Source organism: Lysobacter sp. DMC104 (assembly GCF_056313665.1).
The window spans coordinates 37,129-62,688 of record NZ_JBQUZW010000011.1; the positions used below are offsets into that span (position 1 = coordinate 37,129).

Annotated in this window: 22 protein-coding genes; 16 read left to right on the top strand and 6 right to left on the bottom strand. The window is 71.1% G+C overall.

Features of this window, described 5'->3' with window-relative positions:
• Positions 1–65 precede the first annotated feature (65 nt).
• On the bottom strand, positions 66–1,766 hold the full coding sequence (gene olsF / locus ACT53R_RS14375; RefSeq protein ID WP_476172583.1) for a bifunctional ornithine lipid synthase OlsF: 1,701 nt from the start codon (positions 1,764–1,766) through the stop codon (positions 66–68).
• Between the two features lie 218 nt (positions 1,767–1,984).
• Here olsF and metK point away from each other — a divergent pair, with 218 nt between their 5' ends.
• The 6 genes from metK to ACT53R_RS14405 all read left to right on the top strand — a co-directional run bounded on the left by metK (position 1,985) and on the right by ACT53R_RS14405 (position 10,671).
• Positions 1,985–3,214 (top strand): methionine adenosyltransferase, encoded by a 1,230-nt coding sequence (gene metK / locus ACT53R_RS14380; RefSeq protein ID WP_476172584.1) that lies wholly within the window; start codon positions 1,985–1,987, stop codon positions 3,212–3,214.
• A gap of 253 nt (positions 3,215–3,467) precedes the next feature.
• On the top strand, positions 3,468–3,560 hold the full coding sequence (locus tag ACT53R_RS14385; protein WP_476172585.1) for a potassium-transporting ATPase subunit F: 93 nt from the start codon (positions 3,468–3,470) through the stop codon (positions 3,558–3,560).
• Positions 3,561–3,618: 58 nt separating this feature from the next.
• Complete coding sequence (kdpA, locus tag ACT53R_RS14390) at positions 3,619–5,310, top strand: potassium-transporting ATPase subunit KdpA (protein ID WP_476172586.1); 1,692 nt, start codon at positions 3,619–3,621, stop codon at positions 5,308–5,310.
• Positions 5,311–5,320: 10 nt separating this feature from the next.
• On the top strand, positions 5,321–7,399 hold the full coding sequence (gene kdpB / locus ACT53R_RS14395) for a potassium-transporting ATPase subunit KdpB (RefSeq protein ID WP_476172587.1): 2,079 nt from the start codon (positions 5,321–5,323) through the stop codon (positions 7,397–7,399).
• A 10-nt stretch (positions 7,400–7,409) separates the two neighbouring features.
• Positions 7,410–8,000, top strand: a complete 591-nt coding sequence (gene kdpC / locus ACT53R_RS14400) for a potassium-transporting ATPase subunit KdpC (RefSeq protein ID WP_476172588.1) — start codon at positions 7,410–7,412, stop codon at positions 7,998–8,000.
• A 16-nt stretch (positions 8,001–8,016) separates the two neighbouring features.
• Positions 8,017–10,671 (top strand): ATP-binding protein, encoded by a 2,655-nt coding sequence (locus ACT53R_RS14405; RefSeq protein ID WP_476172589.1) that lies wholly within the window; start codon positions 8,017–8,019, stop codon positions 10,669–10,671.
• A 114-nt stretch (positions 10,672–10,785) separates the two neighbouring features.
• On the opposite strand, the gene ACT53R_RS14410 is transcribed toward ACT53R_RS14405, so the two are convergent.
• The 5 genes from ACT53R_RS14410 to ACT53R_RS14430 form a co-directional block, all read right to left on the bottom strand.
• Entirely contained in the window at positions 10,786–11,292 is a 507-nt protein-coding gene (locus tag ACT53R_RS14410) for a hypothetical protein (protein ID WP_476172590.1), read from the bottom strand.
• A 7-nt stretch (positions 11,293–11,299) separates the two neighbouring features.
• Positions 11,300–11,959: a YceI family protein gene (locus ACT53R_RS14415; protein ID WP_476172591.1), complete on the bottom strand. Its 660-nt coding sequence runs from the start codon at positions 11,957–11,959 to the stop codon at positions 11,300–11,302.
• Between the two features lie 82 nt (positions 11,960–12,041).
• Complete coding sequence (locus ACT53R_RS14420; protein WP_476172592.1) at positions 12,042–12,863, bottom strand: NRDE family protein; 822 nt, start codon at positions 12,861–12,863, stop codon at positions 12,042–12,044.
• Between the two features lie 67 nt (positions 12,864–12,930).
• Positions 12,931–15,786 carry a serine/threonine protein kinase gene (locus ACT53R_RS14425; protein ID WP_476172593.1) on the bottom strand — a complete coding sequence of 952 codons (2,856 nt, stop codon included), beginning with the start codon at positions 15,784–15,786 and terminating at the stop codon, positions 12,931–12,933.
• 133 nt (positions 15,787–15,919) lie between these two features.
• Complete coding sequence (locus ACT53R_RS14430; RefSeq protein ID WP_476172594.1) at positions 15,920–16,522, bottom strand: ECF-type sigma factor; 603 nt, start codon at positions 16,520–16,522, stop codon at positions 15,920–15,922.
• A gap of 229 nt (positions 16,523–16,751) precedes the next feature.
• On the opposite strand from ACT53R_RS14430, the gene ACT53R_RS14435 reads away from it, so the two are divergent.
• The 10 genes from ACT53R_RS14435 to ACT53R_RS14480 all read left to right on the top strand — a co-directional run bounded on the left by ACT53R_RS14435 (position 16,752) and on the right by ACT53R_RS14480 (position 25,556).
• A complete protein-coding gene (locus ACT53R_RS14435; protein WP_476172595.1) occupies positions 16,752–17,366 on the top strand; it encodes a beta-barrel domain-containing protein in 615 nt (204 codons plus the stop codon).
• Positions 17,367–17,377: 11 nt separating this feature from the next.
• Positions 17,378–18,547: an MvdC/MvdD family ATP grasp protein gene (locus ACT53R_RS14440; RefSeq protein WP_476172596.1), complete on the top strand. Its 1,170-nt coding sequence runs from the start codon at positions 17,378–17,380 to the stop codon at positions 18,545–18,547.
• Between the two features lie 122 nt (positions 18,548–18,669).
• A complete protein-coding gene (locus tag ACT53R_RS14445; RefSeq protein WP_476172597.1) occupies positions 18,670–18,978 on the top strand; it encodes a hypothetical protein in 309 nt (102 codons plus the stop codon).
• A 140-nt stretch (positions 18,979–19,118) separates the two neighbouring features.
• Positions 19,119–19,286 (top strand): hypothetical protein, encoded by a 168-nt coding sequence (locus tag ACT53R_RS14450; RefSeq protein WP_476172598.1) that lies wholly within the window; start codon positions 19,119–19,121, stop codon positions 19,284–19,286.
• 190 nt (positions 19,287–19,476) lie between these two features.
• On the top strand, positions 19,477–19,710 hold the full coding sequence (locus ACT53R_RS14455; protein ID WP_476172599.1) for a hypothetical protein: 234 nt from the start codon (positions 19,477–19,479) through the stop codon (positions 19,708–19,710).
• A 75-nt stretch (positions 19,711–19,785) separates the two neighbouring features.
• Entirely contained in the window at positions 19,786–19,971 is a 186-nt protein-coding gene (locus ACT53R_RS14460; RefSeq protein ID WP_476172600.1) for a hypothetical protein, read from the top strand.
• A gap of 66 nt (positions 19,972–20,037) precedes the next feature.
• Positions 20,038–22,179 (top strand): peptidase domain-containing ABC transporter, encoded by a 2,142-nt coding sequence (locus ACT53R_RS14465; protein ID WP_476172601.1) that lies wholly within the window; start codon positions 20,038–20,040, stop codon positions 22,177–22,179.
• A 110-nt stretch (positions 22,180–22,289) separates the two neighbouring features.
• Positions 22,290–23,747 carry a circularly permuted type 2 ATP-grasp protein gene (locus ACT53R_RS14470; RefSeq protein WP_476172602.1) on the top strand — a complete coding sequence of 486 codons (1,458 nt, stop codon included), beginning with the start codon at positions 22,290–22,292 and terminating at the stop codon, positions 23,745–23,747.
• A complete protein-coding gene (locus ACT53R_RS14475; protein ID WP_476172603.1) occupies positions 23,747–24,727 on the top strand; it encodes an alpha-E domain-containing protein in 981 nt (326 codons plus the stop codon). Before ACT53R_RS14470 ends, ACT53R_RS14475 begins: the two co-directional genes overlap by 1 nt.
• Positions 24,728–24,812: 85 nt before the next feature.
• Positions 24,813–25,556 carry a proteasome-type protease gene (locus ACT53R_RS14480; protein ID WP_476172604.1) on the top strand — a complete coding sequence of 248 codons (744 nt, stop codon included), beginning with the start codon at positions 24,813–24,815 and terminating at the stop codon, positions 25,554–25,556.
• The last annotated feature ends 4 nt before the right edge of the window (positions 25,557–25,560 follow it).

Consider the following 25,560-nt stretch of genomic DNA (forward strand, 5'->3'; position numbering starts at 1 on the left):
GCGTTCACAGCGCCGGAAAGGTGATGCGCCGCAGCATGTCGCGCCGCGACGATCGACGCCCCGCGTCAGGTCACGGCATCGCGCGCCTGCAGGTAACGCTGGCGTTTCTTCGGCGATACGCGCGCCAGATCGACTTCGATCAGCCCATCGATGCTGTCGCTGAAATCCGGATCGACACCGAACGCGAGGAAACGCGCGCCGCCGGGTTCACACAGTTCGGTGTACTGCTTGTACAGCACCGGCACGGTGGCGCCGTGCGCGGCGAGGTTGGCACGCAGCACGCCGAACGCGGTGTCGGCGTCGAGATCGCCGAAGTCCGGCGGCGTCGCGACGTAGCGGAACGGCCGCAGCGACGCCGCGGCGCCGCCGCCATCGCCGTAGTAGCGCGAGTAGTAGGCGACGAGTTGCTCGCGCGCCTCGCGCGGCAGCGCGGCGCTGATCGACACCGCGCCGAACAGCCAGCGCACCTGCGGATGCCGGCGCAGGTAGGCGCCGATGCCCTGCCACAGGTAGTCGAGGCTGCGGCTGCCCCAGTATTCCGGCACCACGAAGCTGCGGCCCAGTTCCAGCCCCTGCGCGATCCGCGGCAGCGCCTCGTCGGTGTAGTGGAACAGCGACGCGGTGTAGAGCCCGGCCAGGCCGCGACGGGCCAGCAGCGGCGCGCCGCGGGCGACGCGGTAGGCACCGGCGATCTTCGTGGCCGCGGCGTCCCACACCAGGATGTGTTCGTAGTCGGGATCGTAGGCGTCGACGTCGCGGCTGCGGCCGGTGCCCTCGCCCACCTCGCGGAACGTGCGCTCGCGCAGGCGGCCGATCTCGGCCAGCAGCGGCGCGTCGGCGGTCACGCGCGCGAGGCGGATCTCCTTGCCGTCGCCGGTGCGGCCCAGCAACTCGGTGCCGGCGATGGCCAACAGCAGCGTCGCCGGATCGATCGGATCGGCGATCGGCGCCGGACCCGGCGCGGGCCGGCGGTCGCGGCCGAGCGCGTACAGCGCGCGGCGCACCTCGCGCACGCTGTCCTCCGCCGGTGTCTCCGGGTCCAGCCGCATCGTCCGCCCGACGTGCAGCACGACCGGCCGCGCGCGGCGGGCGAACATCTCGCGCGCCAGCAGTGCCGTGCCCGCAGGCCGATACAGCGCCGACGCACCGTAGAACAGCGCCGAGTTGCGGGCGACGATCCGCACCGGCAGCACCGGCGTCCCGGTGCGGCGGGCGAAGCGGACGAAGCCGGCGCGCCAGCGGCCGTCGCGCACGCCGGCCAGCCCCAGCCGCGACACCTCGCCGGCTGGGAAGACGATCACGCACTCCTCGCGCTCCAGCGCCGCCTCGATCGCGCGCAGGCTGTCGGCGCCGGCCTGGCCACCGAAGACCTTCACCGGCAGGAACAGCCCGGCCATCGGCGTCAGCAGCGACAGCAGGTCGTTGGCGACGATCCGCACGTCGCGGCGCACCCGGCCGACCGCATGCAGCAGCGCCAGCGCGTCCAGCGCCCCGGACGGATGGTTGGCGACGATCAGCAACCGGCCGACGGCCGGGATCGCCGCGAGGTCGCGGTCGGCCACCCGGTAGCGCAGGCCGAGGAAGTCCAGCGCCGCTGGCAGGAAGTCGAAGTCGCGCCGGTGACCCTCGCGGGCGAGGAAGGCCTCGATCTCGTCCAGCCGCGACCAGCGGCCGAGGCCGCGGAGGACGGACCGGGCGACGCCGGCACGACGGCCGGCGAACCAGCGGGGGTGGCGGGCCTGGAGGTGGCGTTCGAGCGCTTGCATGGGCGGGTCCGGTCGGCCGGGATGGCCGCCAGCCTGCGTCGGTTTCGCGACAGTCCCGTGGCGCCGGCGCGGCGGCGGCGTGACAGCCGCCCGGCCCTCCGGCAGCCCCGCCCCGGGCAGTCATGCAGCGGTTGGCCGAGGGGTGTATCATGCGCGCCCATCTTTTCATCCCGATCGAGGGATGAATCATCCGACAACCCAAAAAGGAAGCCCCGTCGATGTCCAGCTATCTCTTCACCTCCGAATCGGTGTCCGAAGGCCATCCGGACAAGATCGCGGACCAGATCTCCGACGCCGTGCTGGACGCGATCCTCGCGCAGGACAAGCGCGCCCGCGTCGCGTGCGAAACGATGGTGAAGACCGGCGCGGCCATCGTCGCCGGCGAAGTCACCACCAGCGCGTGGGTGGACATCGAATCGCTGGCCCGCAAGGTCATCAACGACATCGGCTACAACAACTCCGACGTCGGCTTCGACGGCCACACCTGCGCCATCATCAACATGCTGGGCAAGCAGTCGCCGGACATCGCCGCGGGCGTCGACGGCACCGACAAGAAGGCGAAGAAGCCGGAAGAACAGGGCGCGGGCGACCAGGGCCTGATGTTCGGCTACGCCTGCAACGAGGCGCCGGAATTCATGCCGGCCCCGATCTACTACTCGCACCGCCTGGTCGAGCAGCAGGCCAAGGTCCGCAAGAACGGCAAGCTGAAGTGGCTGCGTCCGGACGCCAAGTCGCAGGTCACCCTGCGCTACGGCAACGACGGCAGCATCCTCGGCCTCGACGCCGTGGTGCTGTCCACGCAGCACGACCCGGGCATCAAGCACAAGGACCTGGTCGAAGGCGTGCGCGAGCTGATCCTCAAGCCGGTGCTGCCGAAGAAGTGGTTCGACGCGTTGCCGAAGAACAAGGTGCACATCAACCCGACCGGCATCTTCGTGATCGGTGGCCCGGTGGGCGACTGCGGCCTGACCGGCCGCAAGATCATCGTCGACAGCTACGGCGGCATGGCCCGCCACGGCGGTGGCGCGTTCTCGGGCAAGGATCCGTCGAAGGTCGACCGCTCGGCCGCGTACGCCGCGCGCTACGTCGCCAAGAACATCGTCGCCGCCGGCCTCGCCGACAAGTGCGAAGTGCAGGTCAGCTACGCCATCGGCGTGGCCGAACCGACCTCCATCTCGGTCACCACCTTCGGCACCGGCAAGATCGAGGACGCGCAGATCGAGAAGCTGATCCGCGCCCACTTCGACCTGCGTCCGTACGGCATCGTGAAGATGCTCGACCTGATCCACCCGGTGTACCAGGCCACCGCCGCCTACGGCCACTTCGGCCGCAAGCCGAAGGAAGTCACCTACGTCGACGGCGCCGGCAAGTCGCAGACCGCCACCGCCTTCTCGTGGGAGAAGACCGACAAGGCCGACGAACTGCGCAAGGCCGCGAAGCTGAAGTGAGCGCTTCGCGACATCGCAGGAGGCATCAAACGAAGGGCGCCGCGAGGCGCCCTTCGTCGTTTCCGCGCGCCGTCGACAAGCCGCGCGCTTCTTCACGCGAATTTCTTTACGCGGATTTAGCGCGGCCACGGCCCGCGCAGCATGGAGGCTTTACGCCGGCCGGATCGAGAATTCCGCCACTGCGAAGCGCACGTCGCCGGCCCTGTCCGCGCCACGCCTCGCCGGTCCTCGTCCATTCGCCCAGGAGGGCGTCATGCCCGGTTGGCTCGTCTTCGTCTGCAGCGCGGCGGTTGTCGTCGCCTGCGTCTATCTCCTCTACGTGATCCTGCGCCCCGAACGCTTCTGACCGCGCGCGGCCTCGCCGCACGACGCTTCGCGCGCCTCGACGCATCCCGAGAACTTCCATGATCGACGCATTGCTCGTCTTCGCCCTCGCGATCGGCCTCGGCTGGCCGCTGGGGCATTACCTCGCCGCGGTGATGCGCGGCGCGCCCTCGCGGCTGGACCGCGCGTTCGGCTGGATCGAACGTCCGCTGTACGCCGCGCTGGGCACGGATCCGGCCCGCGGCCAGTCGTGGCGCGGCTACGTCCGCGCGTTCGCGCTCAGTAACCTCGTGCTCGGCGCGCTGGTGTGGACGCTGTTCATGACCCAGGCCTGGCTGCCGCTGAATCCCGACGGCCTCCCCAACCTGCGCTGGGACACCGCGCTGCACACGATGGTGTCGTTCCTCACCAACACCAACCAGCAGCATTACTCCGGCCAGGCGCAGCTGTCGTATCTCGCGCAGATGGTCGGCATCGTCGGCCTGCAGGTGATCACGCCGATGATGGGCCTCGCGCTCGCGGTGGCGACGCTGCGCGCGCTGGTCGGCGGCAACCACGACGACGCGAACGCCTCCGCCACGGGCGAACCCGATGTCGGCAACTACTGGGCCGACGTCGTCCGCGCGACCGTGCGCTTCCTCATGCCGCTGTGCCTGGTGTGGACGCTGCTGCTCGGCGCGCAGGGCGTGCCGGCGACGCTGCGCGGCGGACCGACGGCGACGCCAATCGACGCCAGCGCCGGCATGACGCAGCAGAAGCTCCCGCTGGGTCCGGTCGCGCCGATGGTCGCGATCAAGCAGCTCGGCACCAACGGCGGCGGCTGGTACGGCCCGAACAGCACGGTCGCGCTGGAGAACCCGACGCCGTTCTCCAACCTGCTGGAAACGCTGGCGCTGGTGCTGATCCCGGTCGCCGTGGTGTTCATGGTCGGCCCGTTCACGCGGCGGCGGTCGCTCACCGCGCTGATCTTCGGCGCGATGCTGCTGATGTCGCTTCTGTCCGCCGCCGCCGGCGTGTGGCTGGAAGGCCACGGCCCGGTCGCGGCCGCACTGATGGAAGGCAAGGAAACGCGCATCGGCACCGACGCCTCCGCGCTGTGGGCGATGCTCACCACGCAGACCAGCAACGGGGCGGTGAACGCGATGCACGACTCGCTGGCGCCGCTCACCGGCCTGGTCGCGATCGGCAACATGCTGATCAACGCGATCTGGGGCGGCATCGGCTGCGGCCTCGCGCAGTTCCTCGTCTACCTGCTGCTGGCGGCGTTCCTCGCCGGGCTGATGACCGGGCGCACGCCGGAACTGTTCGGCCGCAAGATCGAGGCGCGCGAAGTACGGCTGCTGTCGCTGCTGATCCTGCTGCAGCCGCTGGCGGTGCTGGGCTTCACCGCGCTGACGCTGTCGCTGCCGCAGTTCACCGGCCACTCGAATCCCGGCTTCCACGGCATCAGCCAGGTGTTCTACGAGTACGCCTCCGCCTTCGCCAACAACGGCTCCGGTTTCGAGGGCCTGGGCGACGGCACGCCCTGGTGGAACCTGACCTGCACGCTCGTGCTGCTGCTCGGCCGCTTCCCGGCGCTGATCGTGCCGCTGGCGGTGGCCGCCTCGCTCGCGCGCAAGCGCCGTGCGCCCGAGGGCGCGGGCACGCTGCGCATCGAAACCCCGACCTTCGCGCTCACGGTCGTCGCGGTGATCCTGATCCTGACGCTGCTGCAGTTCATGCCGGCGCTGGTGCTGGGCCCGATCGCCGACCACCTGCAACTCACGCACTGAGGCAATTGCCATGACTTCGCATCGCAGCGGCCCGCAAGCGGGTCGCCACGCACCACCGCTCATCGACGCCGCGACCCTGCGCGCGGCGAGCCGCGACGCCGTCCTCAAGCTCTCGCCACGCCACATCGTGCGCAGCCCGGTCATGGCGATCGTGCTGCTGGGCACGGTGCTGGCGGCGTTGATCACCGCCGCCGGGCAGGCGCCCGCAGGCTTCGGCATCGCCGTCACCGCGATCCTGCTGGTCACCGTGCTGTTCGGCAATTTCGCCGAAGCCGTGGCCGAAGCGCGCGGCCGCGGCCAGGCCGCGTCGCTGCGCCGTGCGCGCAAGGATCTGGTCGCGCGTCGCCTCGACGACGACGCGTCCGACACCGGCGGCGCAGAAACCCGCGTGCCCGCCGCCGAATTGCGTCCGGGCGATCGCGTCGTGGTGTCCGCGGGCGAACTGGTGCCCGCCGACGGCGAGATCGTGCACGGCATGGCCACGATCAACGAATCCGCGGTGACCGGCGAATCCGCGCCGGTGCTGCGCGAGGCCGGCACCGACCGCAGCGGCGTGATCGGCGGCACCAAGGTGCTGTCGGACGAGATCGTCGTGCGCGTGACCGCCGAGCCGGGCCACAGCTTCCTCGACCGCATGATCGCGCTGGTCGAAGGCGCCAACCGGCAGAAGACGCCGAACGAGATCGCGCTGACGATGCTGTTGGCGGCGATGACGCTGACCTTCCTCATCGTCTGCGCCACGCTGCCGGCGATCGGTGCGTTCGTCGGCGTGAAGGTCGACCCGCTGCTGCTGATCGCGCTGCTGGTGTGCCTGATCCCCACCACCATCGGCGGCCTGCTGCCGGCGATCGGCATCGCCGGCATGAACCGCGCGCTCGCCGCGAACGTGCTGGCGAAGTCGGGCAAGGCTGTCGAAGTGGCAGGCGACGTCGACGTGCTGCTGCTGGACAAGACCGGCACGATCACCCATGGCGATCGCCAGGCGACCGCGTTCCACACGCTGGCCGCGATCGATCCCGAACAGCTGCGCGAGGCGGCGATGCTGTCGTCGCTGGCCGATCCCACGCCCGAAGGCAAGTCGATCGTGCGCCTGGCGCGCGAACAGGGCGCGCGGCCGGCCGATCCGGAAGGCGCGCAGTACGTCGCATTCACCGCGCAGACGCGCATGTCCGGCGTGGACCTGCCCGACGCGCGCGCCGACGATGGCAAGCGCGTGATCCGCAAGGGCGCGGCCGACGCGATCGAACGCCACGTGCTGGCGCTGGGCGGCACGATCCCGGGCGAGATGCGCATGCGCGTGGACCAGGTGGCGCGCCAGGGCGCGACGCCGCTGGTGGTCAGCGAAGGCCGGCACGTGCTGGGCGTGGTCGAACTGTCCGACGTGGTGAAGCACGGCGTGAAGGAGCGCTTCGCCCGGCTGCGCGAGATGGGCGTGCGCACGGTGATGATCACCGGCGACAACCCGCTGACCGCGGCCGCCATCGCCGCCGAAGCCGGCGTCGACGACTACATCGCCGAAGCGCGGCCCGAGGACAAGCTGTCGCGCATCCGCGCCGAGCAGGCGGGCGGGCGACTGATCGCGATGGTCGGCGACGGCACCAACGACGCGCCGGCGCTGGCGCAGGCCGACGTGGGCCTGGCGATGAATTCCGGCACGCAGGCCGCGAAGGAGGCCGGCAACATGGTCGACCTCGACAGCGACCCGGCGAAGCTGCTGGCGGTGGTCGAGGTCGGCAAGCAGCAGCTCATCACCCGCGGCGCGCTGACCACGTTCTCGCTGGCGAACGACGTGTCGAAGTACTTCGCGATCCTGCCGGCGCTGTTCGCCGCCGCCATCCCGTCGATGGCCGCACTCGACGTGATGCATCTGTCCAGTCCGCGCAACGCGGTGCTGGCGGCGCTGGTGTTCAACGCGCTGGTGATCCCGGCGCTGATCCCGCTGGCGCTGCGCGGCGTGCGCTTCACGCCCTCCGGCGCCACCGTGCTGCTGCGTCGGAACATGCTGGTCTACGGCGTCGGCGGCGTGCTGCTGCCTTTCGCCGCCATCAAACTGATCGACCTCGCGCTGGCCGCGACGGTCGGTGCCTGAGGACATCGCCATGCACACCGCCCCTTCCCTCGACGACACCGTCGGCCTGCGTGCGCCGCTGGTCTTCGCCGCGCTCGTGCTGCTGGTCTTCGGCTTCGGCTATTCGCTGCTGGGCACCGGCCTCGCCGGCGCGCTGTTCCCGGCCGCGGCGAACGGCAGCCTGGTCGAACGCGACGGTCGCGTCGTCGGCTCGGCGCTGGTCGCGCAGCCGTTCGCCGATGCGCGCTATTTCCGGCCGCGCCCGTCGGCCGCGGGCTACGACCCGATGGCCGCCGCCGGCAGCAACCAGGCGCGCAGCAATCCCGACCTGCGCAAGCGCCTCGACGACGCGGTGAGCGAGATCGCCGCGCGCGAGGGCATCGCCACGGACGACGTGCCGCTCGATCTCGCGACGCAGTCCGGCAGCGGCCTCGATCCCGACCTCTCGCCGGCTGCCGCGCGCGTGCAGATCGCGCGCGTGGCGCGGGCGCGCGGCCTCGCGCCGGGACAGGTGGCGCGCGTGGTCGAGGCGATGACCGAAGCCCCGCAGTTCGGTGTGCTGGGCAAGCCGCGGGTGAACGTGCTGCGGCTGAACCTCGCGCTCGACGCGCTGCCGCACTGACGCGGGGCCGCTCGCCATGGCCACCGACCGCGACGCGCCCCTCCGCGACCAGCAGGCCGACGCCCTGCTCGATGGTCTGCGCCGCGAACGCCGCGGCCGGCTGACGCTGTTCCTCGGCGCCGCGCCGGGCGTCGGCAAGACCTACGCCATGCTCACCCGCGCCCGCGAACGGCACGCGCAGGGCATCGACGTGGTCGTGGCGCTGGTGGAGACGCACGGGCGCATCGAGACCGCGGCGCTGGTCGACGGCCTGCCGCTGGTGCCGCGGCGGCGGTTCGAGCATCACGGCCGCACGATCGAGGAGATGGACCTCGACGCGATCCTCGCGCGTCGGCCGGCGATCGCGCTGGTCGACGAACTCGCGCACCGCAACGCGCCAGGCTGCCGCCACGAACGCCGCTGGCAGGACGTGATCGAACTGCTCGACGCCGGCATCGACGTCTACACCACGCTCAACATCCAGCACCTGGAAAGCCTCAACGACGTGGTGCACCGGATCACCGGCGTGCGCGTCAGCGAGACCGTGCCGGACCTGGTGTTCGACCGGTTGCGCGACATCGTGCTGGTCGACCTGCCGCCCCGCGAACTCATCGAACGCCTGCAGCAGGGCAAGGTCTACGTGCCCGAGCAGGCGGCGCACGCGCTGCAGGCGTTCTTCTCGCCGTCCAACCTCACCGCGTTGCGCGAACTGGCGATGCAGACCGCGGCCGACCGCGTCGACAGCGACCTGCGCGAGGCACAGGCGGCGCGCGGACTGCCCGGCGTGCCGCTGCGCCGACGCGTGCTGGTGGCGATCGACGGCCGCGGGCAGTCCGAATACATGGTCCGCGTGGCGCGCCGCCTCGCCGAACGCCGCGATGCGCCGTGGACGGTGGCGACGGTGCAGACCGGCCATCCGCCGTCTCCCGAGGCGCAACAGGAACTCGACCGAGCCTTCGCCCTCGCCCGCCGCCTCGGTGGCGAGACGCGGGTGCTGCACGGCAGCCACGTGGTCGATGCGCTGCTGGACCACGCGGCCAGCGCCAGCGTCTCGACGATCGTGATCGGGCGCACGCGCGAGCGGCCGCTGGCGCGGATGTTCAACCGCACCGTCAGCCAGCAACTGCTGCAACGCGGCGCGCACTACGAGCTGACCATCGTCAGCACGCCCGAAGCCCGCGCCCGCGCCCGCCGCGCCGAGCGTGAACCGCGCCGTCGCATCGATCGCGCCGACCTCGCGCTGACCGTGGCCGCCGCGGTGCTGGCCACGCTCGCCGGCACGCTCGGTCGGCAGTGGCTGGGGCTGATCGACGTGTCGATGGTGTTCATCGTGGCGGTGGTACTGGTCGCGTCGCGCACACGCACCGCGGCAGCGGTGATCGCGGCCGTGCTGTGTTTCCTGTCGTACGACTTCTTCTTCATCGAACCGCGCTTCACGCTCTACATCGGCGCATGGCAGGGCGTGACCACGGTGTTCCTGTTCCTGGCCGCGGCGCTGATCGCCGGACGCCTCGCCTCGCGCCTGCGCATGCAGGTGGTCGCGCTGCGTGCGGCGAACGCGCACGCGATCGCCTTGCAGTCGCTCGGCCGCGAACTCGCGTCCGCGGCGGACCTCGCGCAGGTGGTGGACGCCGGCCGGCGCTCGCTGCAGAAAGCCACCGGCGCCGAGGCGCTGGTGCGCGTGGGCGCCACGCCGCTGGCCGCGCACGAGGCGGCGATGCTGTCGGACAAGGACCGCGCCGCGGTCGACTGGGCGCTGAAGCACCGGCTGCCCGCCGGCCACGGCACCGACACCCTCGCCAGCGCCGACTGGTGGGTGCTGCCGATGAGCGGCGATCCCGCGCCCACCGGCGTGGTCGGCCTGCGTTTCCCCGACGGCGCGGCGCGCCTGGGCCCGGAGCAGCGTCGGCTGATCGACGCCATGGCCGAGGACATCGCGCAGGCGATCGTGCGCACGCAGCTGGTCGCCGCACTGGAAGACGCCCGCGTCAACGGCGAGACCGAGCGCCTGCGCGCGGCGCTGCTGTCGTCGGTCTCGCACGACCTGCGCTCGCCGCTGGCAGCGATCATCGGCGCCGCCGGCAGCCTCGACGGCTTCGGCGACGCGATGTCGGCGGAAGACCGCCACAGCCTGCTGGACACCGTGCGACTGGAAGGTGAGCGACTGGACCGCTACATCCAGAACCTGCTCGACATGACCCGCCTCGGCCATGGTGGCCTCACGCTCAACCGCGACTGGATCGGCGTCGGCGAACTCATCGGCTCGGCGGTGTCGCGGCTCCAGCGCTACCAGCCCGGCGTGCGCTTCGAGGTGTCGCCGACCGAGCACCTCGCCCCGCTGTGGGTGCATCCGGCGCTGGTCGAGCAGGCGCTGTTCAACGTGATCGAGAACGCTGTGAAGTTCTCCCCGCCCGGCGAGGCCATCGCGATCGACGTGCAGGACGGCGCCGACGCCGTGCGCATCGACGTGCGTGACCGCGGCCCGGGCATTCCCGAGGACGAGCGTTCACGCATCTTCGACATGTTCTTCAGCGTCGAACGCGGCGACCGCAACCGCCATGGCACCGGTCTGGGGCTGGCGATCACGCAAGGATTGATCGGCGCCCACGGCGGCAGCGTCGAAGCCCTGCCCGGCCACAACGGCCACGGCACGACGCTGCGGATCGTGCTGCCGCGGGTGCGGCCGGGGTGAGGCGCGAAGGCTGCGGAAGCGACGCTCACCCCACCCTTTCGATGAACCGCGCTTCGCCGGACAACGCGATGAGGCAGGTCACGTTCGACGGCGTGCGTCACGCGCGTCTCTGCATCATTCGCGATAGAACCCGTGGGGCTCGCCGTCGATCAGGATCTGCTTCGGCGGCCCGCGTTCGCCGAAGCGGATGCGATTGCCATATTCGGGATCGACATCGTCGTAGACGATGGCGTCCCGCACGACCTTCGGTTGGTAGACGCCCACGTGACTGTAGCTGCCGAGATAAGTCATGTCCCGGCGAAACACGAAAAGTCGCTGGGTACCCCGGCAGCTGATCCCCGAAACCGTCGAGACGAAGACGACATACCAGCGCTTGCCGGACGCGAGGCGGACCTGGCCGAGATAGCGGAATTCTTCGTGGTTGAACTCGTACCGCTCGAAGGACGGGCTGCCGCGCACGGCCATCGCATGCAGCCGCGTGACCAGCGGTTTCGGGCCGATGAGGGTCCGCTTGCGTGCCTGCACACGGCAATCATCGGAGGCCGATGCGGCACAGGCCATCGCCGCGAACAGTATCGCGGCGATGGCAAACCGCAGGCGTCTGCGCGTGGCGACGTGCATCCGGCCCTCAGGTCTGCGTCGACGCTTCCGTCTTCCCCGCATCGGCCGGGGCCTCCTGCGGCGCGGAAGCCGGCGCGGCGGCGGTTCCTTCGGCCACGGCTTCCACGGTGATGCGCAGCAGCACCTTCATGTCGAAGCCCCAGTCCTTGCCGGCGGAGATGCCGAACTGGTCACGCTGGAACGTGGCCGTGGCGTCGGCGCCGCAGACTTCGCGCTTGAGCATGGGATGCGGCATGCATTTGAAGCTGCCGATCGTCAGCGTCACCGGCCTGGTCACGCCCTTCAGCGTGAGCGTGCCGTCGACGCGGGTCGGCTTGCCGCCGGTGAAGCCGGCCAGCGTGCCGACGTAGTGCGCCTGCGGGAATTTCGCGGTGTCGAAATAGTCGGCGCCCTGCATGTGCTCGTTCAGCACGTCGTGGCCGAAGTCGATGCTGGCGGTGTCGACCAGGATGTCGACGCTGCCGGTGCCGGCGGCCTTGTCGAGGACGATGCGGCCCTCGCTCTTGTTGAACTTGCCGCGCCAGACCGACAGGCCGCCCATGTGGTCGGCCTCGAAGCTGGGATAGGTGTGGCCCGGGTCGACGATGTAGGTGACGGGGGCGGCCTGGGCGGCGCCGGCGAGCAGCGCGGACAGGGCGAGCGGAAGCGAAAGCGTGGACAGGCGCATGGCGGACTCCTTTCGAGGATGGGCTTGCCGATGACGACGAACGGGCGAGGCCGGAATCGACATCATGCCGCGATCCGGCAGGTCACGGGCCTGCACGATCCACGGCGGCGACCGGCACGCGCAGGTCGGTCTCGCCGAGGAAGATGCCCTCCGGCCCGAACCGCCGCTCGACGATGCGGGCGTGGTCGTCGGCGACCAGCACGACGGTGCTGGCGCGGGTGCCGTAACGCTCGCTGCGGATGAACGCGGAGGAGAGGAAGCGTTCCAGCTCGAGGCCGACACCGGTGTCCGGCAGCGCGTCGTCCGCGGCGACGGCCGGGTCGGCGAGCGCGTCGAACAGCGGCGCGAGGTCAGGCGCGTCGCCCTGCCCGGCCGGCGACCCGCGCCACGCGTCGAGCCGCGCCATCAGCGCCGCGGTCTTCGGCCAGGGCGCATCCAGCGCGCCGTTGGACATGCCGTGCACGCCGGGGGCGAGCAGGCGCGTGGCGAAGGCGCGACCGTCCTCGTCGCCCGCGGGCACGCCGGGCAGGTTTGTCGCGAAGGCCAGCGTGTCGCCGTCGTGGACGAGCAGGTTGAACGGCCGGAAGCCCGCCGCCTCGGGCGCGATGGCGTCGAGCGCATGCGTCGCCGGGGCCTCCGCGCGCACGAGGTCGGCGACCAGCGCGCCGCGGCTGCGGCCTTCGCGCTCGGGCGGACGGCGGACGTTGGTCACCGCCACCAGCCGGTGGCCGCGCAGCGCCAGCCAGCCGCCACCGTGCAGTTCATCGCGGCCGCCCAGCACCCCGGGCATGTCGGTCCACGGCGCAAGCGGCAGCGTCGGCCGGGCGTGGAATTCGTCGCGGTTGGCCGCGAGCACCAGACGGTAGCGCGGGTGCGCCTGCCACAGCAGCGCGATCAGGCACATGACGGGCACGGGGACCGGGAAGGCGGGCCGGCAGCATAGCCGAGGCCCGCGGCAGGCGGGGGTCGCCTCAGTCGCGACGCAGCGTTTCGGGGACGTCGATCGCTTCCAGCGCCGGCAGGAAGCCCTGCGCCCGCGCCAGCGCCTCCGCTTCGCGGTAAGCCGCGCGGATGCGCGCCGGGTCGCCGCGCGCGACCGCGTTCTCCAGCAGCGTCGCGAGCACGAGGAACCGGCTGTAGTGCGAAGCCGTCTCCGCCGCGGCCTTGTCCAGCAACCACTCGCCGAGGGCGTCGCAGGCGTCGTAATGGCCCTGCCGGGTGAACACCTTCATCAGCGCCATCAGGTCCGGGGCGGCATACGTGGTGTCGGGGCCGAACTGGGCCCGCACCTCGGAGATGCCCAGCCGCGCCTGCACGTCGGCCTCGTCGACCCGCCCGAGGTGCAGCAGGACATTGGCGTACTCGTCGCGTGCGTAGCCCATCGGCAGCCCCTGGCGTTCGCCGACGACCAGGGCGTCGGACAGCAGGCTCGCGGCTTCGCGGTAAGTCGCGTCCGGATGCGATGCGGTGCCGTTGTCGGCACTGAAGATCAGCAGCGAGGCCAGGTCGGTGCGGCGCTTGAGCGTGGCCTCGTGACCGGGGCCGTAGGCGCGCTCCAGCAGCGAGAGCGACCGGCGGGTGTCGGTGATCGCGTCCTGCAGGCGGCCTTCCTCGAACGCGGTGGCGCTGCGGATGACCAGCGCCTCGGCCAGGTCGGGATGGTCGCGGCCGATCTGCGAACCGATGATCGCGGTCGCGCGATCGATCGCCTCCACCGCGACCGCCTTGTCTTCGACGAAGAAGCGGGTCTTGCCGTAGATCAGCCATGCACGGCCGGTTTCCGGATGTTCCGGGCCGAAGATGCGCAGGCTGTCGTGCAGCGACTGTGCGGCTTCGCGGTCGGCGTCCTTGCGCTCGCCGGACAGCAGCAGCGTGTTGGCGAGGTGCCGGCGCAATGCATTGGCGACCGCCGGGCTGCGGGTCCCGAGCACCGCGAGTCCGCGGCGCAGGTCGGCTTCGGCCTGCTTCAACTGGAACAACTGCATGCGATCGTAGCCGCGCTGGGCAAGCAGTTCGGCGAGCGCGGGGGCGCCGTCGGGCCCCATCCGCGAGGCAGTGGCCACCGCCTCGTCGAGGATCGCGAACGCCTGCCGGGTATCGCCGCGCCCCCAGCGCGCCATCGCCAACTGCATGCGCAGGTCCAGGCGCACCAGTGCGGCCGCATCGGCACCCGCGGGCAGGTCGTCCAGTCCTTCGCGCACCAGGTGTTCGGCATCGGCGAAACGCGCACGCAGGTTCGCCAGCTGTGCGAGGACCGCATCGGTGCGCGCGGCCTGGAGATCGTCGTCGACGGCGAGCGCCTTCGCCTCGCCGGCGAGATGGTCGGCCTTCGCGTAGTCGCCGGCGGTCATGCTGGCGCGCGCGAGCGCGGTCAGGCCGCGCGCGAGCAGGTGCGGACGCTCCGCACCCGCTTCGATGCGCAGGCTGCGCTCGGTATCGGCCAGCAGCGTGCGCGAGGCCAGCGGCGTGTTGCCCAGCGACGACAGCATCGCCACGCCGAGCGAGCGCTCGAACAGATGCCCCAGCACTTCGGCGTCGCGCGCTTCCTCGGCGGCGCGTTGCTGCTGGTGCACCAGCGCGAGGCCGCCGATCGCGGCCGCCAGCGCGCACAGCGCGAACACGCCCGTCGCCAGGGCATGCCGGCGCACGAAGCGGCCGGCGCGATAGCCCCAGCCGTCGCCGCGCGCGGCGACCGGTCGCTGCGCCAGCCACGCCTGCAGGTCGGCCTGCAGCGCACCGACGTCGGCGTAGCGCTGCGCCGGATCGTCGTGCACGCAGCGCAGGGCGATGGCGTCCAGGTCGCCGCGCAGCTGCCGCGCCAATGCCCGCGCGTCGCGCAGGCCGCGCCGCTGCGCGACGGCGTCGCCGTGCACCAGCGTGCTCGGCGCGCGCGGCGCCGGCAGACCGTCCGGCAGAGCCACCGGCAGCCACGCCGAGGCCGGCGGCGGATGCCGCGGCCACTCCTCGCAGAGCAGCCGGTACAGCATCACGCCGAGCGCATGCACGTCGATCGCGACGCTCGGCGCCGCACCGCGCAGCACTTCCGGCGCGGCATAGGCCATGCTGACGCCGACGCGCGGACCGGCGCGGCCGTCCGCCGGCGCGAGCAGCGCCGACAGCCCGAAATCCAGCAGTCGCACGCGGCCGTCCTCGGCCACCAGCAGGTTGGACGGCTTGATGTCCTGGTGCAGCACGCCGTGCGCATGCGCGTGGCGCACCGCGTCGCAGGCCTCGATCATCAGCCCCACCCGCGTGCGGAGGTCGGCATCGCGCGCGTCGCACCAGGCATCCACGGGCTCGCCATGCACCCGCTGCATCGCCAGCCACGACTGTCCGTCCTCGGCGAGGCCGGCATCCAGCAGCGCGACGATCGCGGGATGCTCCAGCCGCGCCAGATGGATGCGTTCACGGTCGAACGCCTGCACCACGCCGGGCGACACCAGCTCCGGACGGATGGTCTTGATCGCGACCTCGCGTTCGTACCAGCCATCGGCGCGCTGCCCGGCGTAGACCACGCCCATGCCGCCGATGCCCAGCACGCCGTCGATGCGCCATGGCCCCAGGCGCACGCCGCTGCGCCAGATCGCGGCCCCGTCGGTGCGCGAGGCGGGGTCTTCGCCGGCGTCGCGGGATGCGATCCAGTCCAGCGGCGACACGAAGGCATGCGTGCTGGCGTCCGCGCTCAGCAGCGACGTGAGCAGGGCGCACACGTCGGGGTCGGTGACTTCCAGCGCGGCCAGCGCCGGTGTGCGCTCCGCCTCGGACAGGTCCGCATAGCGATCGAACAGGCTCATCGCCCTCGCGGCGATCGCGTCGTCGTGGGTCATCTCCGCGTCCCCGGTATGCGCCGCGCAAGGTCCCGGGCGCCCGTCGCCGGGGAATGCGGCACCGTCCGTATTCTCGGGAACGCGCCGAAAGCGGACATCGCGCGGCCCCGGTGGCCGCGCGCCGGCGCAGGACTCATTCGTGCAGCGACGCCGCGTCGCCGAGCTGGGTGAGCAGGAACGCCCGGGCCCGGCGCCAGTCGCGCCGCAGCGTGCGATCGGTCACGCCCAGCGCTTCGGCGATCTCGGCTTCGTCCAGGCCGCCGAAGTAGCGCATCTCGACCAGCTGCGCGAGGCGCGTGTCCAGTCGCGCGAGCCGGTCCAGCGCGGCATCCAGCGCGATCATCTCGGCCAGCGCGGCGTCATGGCCGGCATCGGCCTCTTCGTCCAGCGACAGTGCGCGCTGGCCGTCGCCGCGCTTCTCGGCCATGTCGCGGCGGACCTCGTCCATCAGCACGAAGCGCATCGCGCGTGCCACCAGCGCGGTGAAGTGGCGGCGGTTCTCCACGCTGAAGCGGGCGCCGTTGAGGCGCAGCCAGCTCTCGCTGACCAGCGACGTGGCCGAGATGCGGCCGTGGGCGCGCTGCCGGATCTGGACATGCGCGATGCGATGCAGCTCCGCGTAGAGCAACGCGTAGATGCGATCCCAGGCGATCTCGCTGCCTGACTGCGCCTGGGTGAGTAGCCGGGTGATCGACTCCGGTGGCTCCGGCGCCGGGCCGGCGGTCTGGGGGGCCATGCCGTTGCTCCATGTCCGGAAATGGGTCCCGGCCGCGAATAGCGACCCAAGTAAAGCACAGCCGCCCGGATGGCGCACACGACGCGCGCCCGCAGACCGGAACCTTGTCACGGAAGACAGGCAGGAAGCGCATGTCCACATTGCAGGCCCGCATCGCCCTTTTCCGGGCCGTTGCCATGAGCGGCGAGCGCCTCCGTGCCTGTCCGCGCAACGTCGCCGGGGCCCGGCGATGACCGATTCGCCGCTCTATCGCCAGGAAGTGCTGGCCTCGCGGCACAACCGCTGGCTGGGCCCGATCCTGCTGCGCCAGCCGGTCTCGCACTGGGTCGCGACCTGGGCCGCGATCGCGCTGGTCGCGGCGCTGGCGGCCTGTCTGTGCGTGGGCGAATACGCGCGCAAGGCGCGGCTGGAAGGCCGGGTGGTCGTCACCGCGGGCGCCGCGCCGCGCGTGGAGCTGGTGGTGCCCGAGCCGCTGCTGGCCTCGATCGCCCCTGGCAACGAGGTCTGGCTGCGCTATCGCGCCTTCCCGCCCCAGCACTACGGCCGCTATCGCGGTCGGGTCATCGACATCGCGGCGCAGGCCGCAGCGCCCGGCGACACGATCGATCCGCGCGCGCCGCGGATGTTCGTCGCCACGGTCGCACTGGCCGAGGCCGGCGTGCGCGACGACCGCGGCCGCAGCCGCACCCTGCTGCCCGGCCTCGGTGTCGATGCCGATGTCGTCGTCGACCGCCGTCCGCTCTACGCCTGGCTGTTCGAACCGCTCGCGGGGCTGCGCGGGCGCGACGCCGGACGGCCCGATGCCACCGCTTCTTCCACCCCCTCCCCCTCGAACGGACCCTGAGGAGCCTCGCCATGTCCGCCTCGCCCACGCCAGCACCGCGCAAGACCGTCCCTCGCAAGACCGTCCTGATCCACACCATGCCCGACGACTGGCACGCCATCTTCGCCGCCGAGGCCCTGCGCCAGCACGGCCACACCGTCGTGCGCTACTTCGGCTCGGATTTCCCGGCGCTGGCCGACATCGAGTTCCGCTACGGCCGCGACGGCGAGTCGCTGCACCTGCACACACTGGACGGCAGCCACGCGCTGTCGGACTTCGACGTGGTGTGGAACCGGCGGATGATCGGGCCGGTGGTCCCGGCGAACGTCGACAAGCGCGATCGCGAGTACGTCGCGCAGCAGATCCGTTTCGGCGACGCCGCGCTGCGCAGCCTGCTGCGCGAGGCGTTCTGGATCAACCCGCACGACGCCGCGCGCAACGCCGACCACAAGCCGAAGCAATTGCAGCTCGCGCTGCGCAACGGCCTGCGCATCCCCGAGACGCTGGTGAGCAATCGCCCGGAGGCCATCCGCCGCTTCCTGGACGCGCATCCGGACGCGATCCACAAGCCGCTGGTCGGTGCGTGCTGGGAAGAGGACGACAAGGTGCTCGCCACCTACACCGCGCGCGTCCGCCCCGAGGACCTGCCGCCGGATCCGCTGCTGCGTGCCGCGCCCGGCATCTTCCAGGCGAAGGTGAAGAAGCAGTACGAGGTCCGCGCGCAGTTCTTCGGCACCAGTTGCTTCGCGCTGAAGATCGATCCCTCGCGGATCGAATACGGGGAGATGGACTGGCGCCTGCACCAGAACGGCGACATGACCGACGGCAGCGTGGTCCTGCCCGATGCCGTGCACGCCGCCTGCGTGCGCCAGCTGCGCAGCCTCGGCCTGGTCGCGGGCGCGTTCGACTTCATCGTCACGCCCGAGGACGAATGGATCTATCTCGAGGTCAACGAGGCCGGTCAGTTCATCTTCGTCGAGCAGTGGTGCCCGGAGCTGCCGGTGTTCGATGCGCTGTGCGCGTTCATCGAGAGCGGCGACCCCGACTTCGCGTACCGCAAACCGGCGCAGCCGATGGCGCTGGAAACACTGCGGGAAGGCATGGAGGTCGAACGCGTCTGCGCCGAGGACCGCGCGCGCCGCGCACCGCCGGCCACTGCCGACGCCACGTCTGGGTCCGTCGCCGAGGCGGCCACGTCCTGATCCTGCCGAATCCCCGGCCCGGCGATCGACGTGCCGGGTACGCCGCGGGTGGCGCCACCCGCGGCATCCCGATGCCTGGCGACAGGCTTCCCATCCGCCCAACCACGAAGGAATCACACCACATGAAGCTGAAAGAGCAACGCGTCCTGGGCCGTGTCCTCGCCGTCGAGGAAATGAACACCGTCACCGGCGCCGCGACGCCGCAGGCCGCCACCATGGTGCTCGTCGGCTCCGACACCACCACGTCGGCCGACAGCCACACGCTTTCGGACAGCGGCACCACCGCCGACAGCGGGACCACGTCGGACAGCGGCACCACCGCCGACAGCGGAACGTCGTCGGACAGCGGCACGAGTGCCGACACCAGCACCCGCACCGACAGCGGCACCGCCGTGGACACCGCGGTCGGCCCGCTGATCGACACGGTCTGACGGTCCCGGGGACCGGACTTCCCGGTCCCCTCCCCGCGGCCGCCGCGTTCGCGTTGGCACTTTCCGTCGCGGGGATCGCATGCCGGCGGGCGATGCCACGCCATGGCATCGCTTCATTCCCCACAGCAAGGAGCACATCCATGCACCACCCGAAGGACCGCATCCTCGGCCGCCTGCTCGCCATCGAAGGGCTGGCCCACTTGTCCGCCGCACGTCGCACCGAACCCGCGGACGATCCGTCGCCATCGATCACCAAGCCGTGGCTGGACGCCATTACCCAGCCCGTGGACGACGGCGTGCCGCCGTGACCGCGACCGTGCACCGGTGATCCATCGCACCGGCACACACCGATCCTCGCCATCGCGGCATGGCCCTGATCGGCACCGGACCGGATCGATCCGGTCCGGTGCCCCCGGGCCCGGCAGGTCGCCGGGTCCGTCACCCGGGCGACGCCATGCCACGGCGTCGCTTCATTTCCCCACAGCAAGGAGCACCACCATGCATCATCCGAAAAACCGCATCCTCGGCCGCCTGCTCGCCATCGAGGACCTGACCCACGTGTCCGGCGCGAACGCGACCGAAGCGGCCGCCGCCGCGGGCCAGCCGCCGTCGGTCACCAAGTGGTTCCTCGACACGCGCCCGACCATCGACACGATCGACGATCCGACGCTGCCGATGGTCACCAAGCCCGCGATCGATACCAATCCGCTCACGGACTACCGGGAGCCCTGATTCGCATTGCACGTCGCACGTGCACCCCCGGGGCGCGCCTTCCGCGCGCCCCACTCACCGAAAAGGAGATTCACCATGGACAGATCCTCGAACCGCATCCTCGGGCGCATGCTCGCCGTGGAGGAAATGCAGGACGTCTGCGGCGCCTGGACGCTCGGCAGCGCCGGCGACACCGCGCGTTCCACCGATACCGGCCTGTACCAGGTCGACTCGACCAACGTGCTGCTCGATCCGATCATCAACCCGCCCGGTATCTCCTGACCGACCGCGCCGTGCGCCCCCTGGCGCACGGCGTTTGCCTGCCTCGCCTCCTCGGGAATCCACCGCATGCGCCGCGTCCGCAGCCTCCTCCAGACCGAAGCCGCCCAGTGCGGGAACGCCTGCCTGGCGATGGTGCTCGACTACCACGGCCACGCCATGGACGGGCTGGCGCTGCAGCGCGAATTCCCGTCCTCGCTGCGCGGCACCACGCTTGCCGACCTGGTGCAGACCGCGCACGACCGCGGCCTGCAATGCCGCGCGATGCGGATCGAACTGGAAGACGTGCCGCAATTGCAGACGCCCTGCATCCTGCACTGGAACATGGACCATTTCGTGGTGCTGGCGAAGACCGGCAAGCGCGAGGTGGTACTCCACGATCCCGCCTGCGGCGTGCGCCGCATGCGGCTGCAGGATCTGTCGCCGCACTTCACCGGCGTCGCGCTGGAACTGTGGCCGACGACGACCTTCGTCCGCCGCGGGCTGGGTGCGGACATCTCCCTCCGCCATCTCGCCGGCCAGGTGTCCGGCCTCGGGCGATCGGCCGCGCAGATCCTCGTGCTGTCGCTGATCCTGCAACTGTTCGGGCTGCTGTCGCCGTTCTACCTGCAGTGGATCCTCGACGACGTGCTGGTCACCGGCGACCGCGACCTGCTCTGGCTGATCAGCGGCGGCATCGTGCTGTCGATGCTGGTCACCGCCGCGGTCGGCGCGTTGCGCAGCTGGAGCCTGGCGTACCTGTCGGCGCGGGTCAGCCTGCAATGGTTCGGCGGCATCCTCGCGCACCTGCTGCGGCTGCCGATGGACTACTTCCAGAAGCGCCACCTCGGCGACGTGGTCTCGCGCATGGACGCGGTCCACGCGATCCAGAACACGATCAGCTCGCAATTCATCGAGGCGCTGCTCGACGGCATGATGGTCGCGGTCGCGATCGCGGTGATGGCGACCTACAGCGGGACGCTGCTGGCCATCAGCATCACCGCGATCGGCCTGTACCTCGCGCTGCGCTGGGCCACGTTCCCGACCCTGCGCCGGCTGTCGGAACAGCAGCTCGCGGTCGCCGCGCGGCAGAGTTCGCACCTGCTGGAAAGCATCCGCGGCGTGCAGGCGCTGAAGCTCAACAACGCCGAGTCCATGCGCCGCGCCACGTTCGGCACGCTGATGGCCGAAACCACCAACCTCGGTCTGGAAACCCAGCGTTTCTCGCTGCGCGTGGGCTTCGCCAACCAGATGATCTTCGGCATCGAGCGCGTCGCGGTGGTGGCGCTGGCCGCGTCGCTGGTGATGCGCGGCGACATGAGCGCCGGCATGCTCGTCGCCTACCTGTCGTACAAGGACATGTTCACCGGCGGCGTGAGCCGGCTGATCGACACCTGGATCTCGTTCCGCACCCTGCGCGTGCAGGCCGAACGCCTGGCCGACATCGTGCTGACCGAACCCGAGCCCGACGCGCCCGCCGACGCCGCACCGCTGCCGGAAGACCTGCCGCTGGCGATCGAAGTGAAGAACCTGCGCTACCGCTTCGACGCGCAGGGCGACTGGGTGATCGACGATTGCAGCTTCCACGTGGCGCCGGGCGAGACCGTCGCCCTCGTCGGCCCGTCCGGCTGCGGCAAGACCACGCTGATGAAACTCATGCTGGGGCTGCTGGCGCCGGAAGCCGGGCGCATCCTCGTCGACGGCCGCGACATCGCCGGCGTGCGCCTGCGCGACTACCGCCGCATCGTGGCCGCGGTGATGCAGGACGACCAGTTGTTCGCCGGTTCGATCGCCGACAACATCGCCTTCGGCGACGAGGCGCGCGACGACGCATGGATCGAGGAGGTCGCGCGACTGGCCGCGGTGCACGACGACATCGCGCGCATGCCGATGGGCTACCAGACGCTCATCGGCGACATGGGCACCGCGCTGTCCGGCGGGCAGAAGCAGCGGATCATCCTCGCCCGCGCGCTCTACAAGCGACCGAGCCTGCTGTTCCTCGACGAAGCGACCAGCCACCTCGACGTCGAATCCGAGCGCACGGTCAACGCCGCGGTGAAGGCGCTGCGCATCACCCGGATCGTGATCGCGCACCGGCCGGAAACCATCGCCAGCGCCGACCGCGTGCTGACGATGGCCGCGGGCCGGATCGAACACGTCGCCCGCCTGCCGGCCACGCCGCCCGAACGCGAGGCGCCCGCCCCGGCCCGTCCGCGGGTGTCCGCGGTCTGAGGCCACGCCGGCACCGGCCCGCCGGCATTGGTGCAACGCAACATCTAGGCAAGCCGCCCGGCCCGTGCTATTGAATCGGTCAACGATCCGTTCAGGGAGCCGGGCACCGGATGACGGTTGACGCGAGGCAGAGCCAGTCGACGGCAGCGACGTGGGGCACGTCGCGCTACGACGAGATGCACGACGCCGACGGCGTCGCCCGCGCGCATTACCGCGCCTTCGACGACTGGTTGCAGGGCACGCCCGAGCCGGTGCTGCGGCACAAGCGCAGCGAGGCGGAACTCGCCTTCCATCGCGTCGGCATCACCTTCTCGGTCTATGGCGAAGCCTCCGGCGACGAGCGCCTGATTCCGTTCGACATGGTCCCGCGGATCGTGCCGGCGGCCGAATGGCGGATGCTCGAAGCCGGCCTGCGCCAGCGCGTGCACGCGCTCAACCTCTTCCTCGGCGACGTCTACGGCGAGCAGCGCATCCTGCGCGAAGGCCTGATCCCCGTCGACCTGGTCCTCGACAACCACGAATTCCGCAAGGAAATGCGCGGCCTGCGCGTGCCCGGCGGCATCTACTCGCACATCTCCGGCATCGACCTGGTGCGCGCCGGCGACGGCCTGTACTACGTGCTGGAAGACAACCTGCGGGTGCCGTCCGGCGTTTCGTACATGCTGGAAAACCGGCGGATGATGGCGCGGCTGATCCCCGAGCTGTTCGCGCGCCAGCAGATCGCGCCGGTCGAACACTATCCCGACGCGCTGCTCGACACGCTGCGCGCGGCGGCGCCCGAGGGCATCGACGATCCGGTGGTGGCCGTACTCACGCCGGGCTCGGCGAATTCGGCGTATTTCGAGCACGCCTTCCTCGCCCAGCAGATGGGCGTGGAACTGGTGGAAGGCGCGGACCTGTTCGTGCGCGACGACACCGTCTACGCGCGCACCACCCGCGGCCCGCAGCGCGTGCACGTGATCTACCGCCGCATCAACGACGACTATCTCGACCCCACCGTGTTCCGTCCGGAATCGGTGCTGGGCATCCCCGGCGTGTTCGGCGCCTACCGCGCCGGGCGCGTCACGCTGGCGAACGCGCCCGGCACCGGCGTCGCCGACGACAAGTCGGTGTATCCGTACGTGCCGGACATGATCCGCTTCTATCTCAGCGAGGAGCCGATCCTGCTCAACGTGCCGACGTGGCAGCTGCGCCGCGAGGACGACCTGCGCTACGTGCTGGACCACCTGCCGGAGTTGGTGGTGAAGGAAGTCCACGGCGCCGGCGGCTACGGCATGCTGGTCGGACCGGCGTCGACGAAGGCCGAGATCGAGGACTTCCGCCAGCGCATCCTCGCCCACCCGTCGAACTACATCGCGCAGCCGACGCTGTCGCTGTCGACCTGCCCCACCTTCGTCGAGAGCGGCCTGGCGCCGCGCCACATCGACCTGCGCCCCTACGTGCTGTCGGGCAAGCGCATCGTCGCGATGCCCGGCGGCCTGACCCGCGTCGCGCTGCGCGAGGGCTCGCTGGTGGTGAACTCGTCGCAGGGCGGCGGGACCAAGGACACCTGGGTTCTGGAGGCCTGATGCTCTGCCGCACCGCCGACGATCTGTACTGGGCGTCGCGCCACATGGAACGCGCGGAGAACACCGCGCGCCTGCTGGACGTGACCGCGCGCATCGCGATGCTTCCCGAACGCCTGGACCGCGGCAAGGCGCAGGCCGCGCCGTGGCGGCGCGCACTGGACGCGCTGGGCGCAGCCGATGCCTGCCTGCAACGTTACGGCAGCATCGACGCCGACAGCGTGATCGACCACCTGCTGCTGTCGCCGGAGAATCCCTCGTCGATCTACGGCTGCCTGCGCGCCGCGCGCGAGGCCGCGCGGGCGCAGCGCGTGGCGATCACCGCCGAGATGTACGAGGACCTCAACGCCTCTTGGCTGGAGATGCGCGGCCTCGATCGCGGGCAGATCGCCCGCGACGGCCTCAACAGCCTGCTCGAACGCGTGAAGAGCCGCTCGGCCTCGTTCCGTGGCGTCACCATCGGCACGCTGGGCCGCGGCGAGAGCTACCAGTTCATGCAGCTGGGCGTGTTCATCGAACGCGCCGACTGGGCGATCCGCCTGCTCGACGTGGTCGGCAGCGACGCCGGCCCGCGCGAGGACGGCAGCGCGCGCGACGCCGCGGACTACTTCCAGTGGAGCGCGCTGCTGCAGTCGCTGTCCGCGTTCGAGACCTACCGCCGGCTGCACCGCAAGACCGTCGACCCGGCCGGCGTCGCCGAACTGATGCTGCTGCACGAGGCCAACCCGCGCTCGCTGCAGACCTGCACCCACACCCTGCACTGCGTGCTGCGCGATCTCGCCGGCGGCGAGGCCCCGGAAGTCGTGCGCCAGGCCGGCGCGCTGTCGGCCCATGTCCGCTACGCGCGCATCGACGAGATCCTCGCCGAAGGGCTGGAACCGTGGCTGCAGAACGCGATGGCGCGGCTGGTGCGGCTGGCCGACACGATCCACCGCCAGTTCATGAGCGCTGCCGACATCGTCCCGCCGCGGATCGCGGGCTGATGCGCCCGGCGTCGCCGCGCTTCCCCCGGCGGCGCCCGAGGGGGCAGAATGTCCGCCGCTGCCGCGTGCGCCACCGACCGTTTCCATGACCTACTGCATCGGACTGAATCTCGACCAGGGCCTCGTGCTGGCGTCGGATTCGCGCACCAACGCCGGCCTCGACGACGTGCGCCGCACCGGCAAGATGCGGGTGTTCGCCTCGCCGGGCGAGTACGTGGTCGTCACGCTCTCCGCCGGCAACCTCTCGCTCACCCAGAACGCGCTGAACCTGATCGAGCAGCGCGGCCGCAGCGGCGGCCCCGACAGCCTGGCCACGGCGACCTCGATGTTCGACGTCGCGCGCCTGATCGGCGATGCGCTGCGCGAGATCCGCCAGCGCGACCAGGCCTACCTGCGCGACAGCGGCGTCGACCCGACCGGCAGCTTCATCGTCGGCGGCCAGGTGCGCGGCGAGGCGCCGCGGCTGTTCCTCGTCTATTCCGAGGGCAACTTCATCGAAAGTTCGCCGGAGATGCCGTACTTCCAGACCGGCGAGAGCAAGTTCGGCAAGCCCATCCTCGACCGCGTCGTCACCCCGCAGACCTCGATGACCGAAGCCTGCAAGTGCGTGCTGGTGTCGTTCGACTCGACCATGCGCTCGAACCTCTCGGTCGGCCCGCCGCTGGACCTGCTGCTGTACCGCCGCGACAGCTTCAGCGCCGACCTGCGCCAGCGCCTCGACGAGAACGACCCGTACCTGCGCACCATCAGCCGGCAGTGGAACGAAACCCTGCGCCAGGGCGTCCGCGACCTGCCCGGCCCCGACTGGCTGGACGACGTGGCGCGCTGAGGCG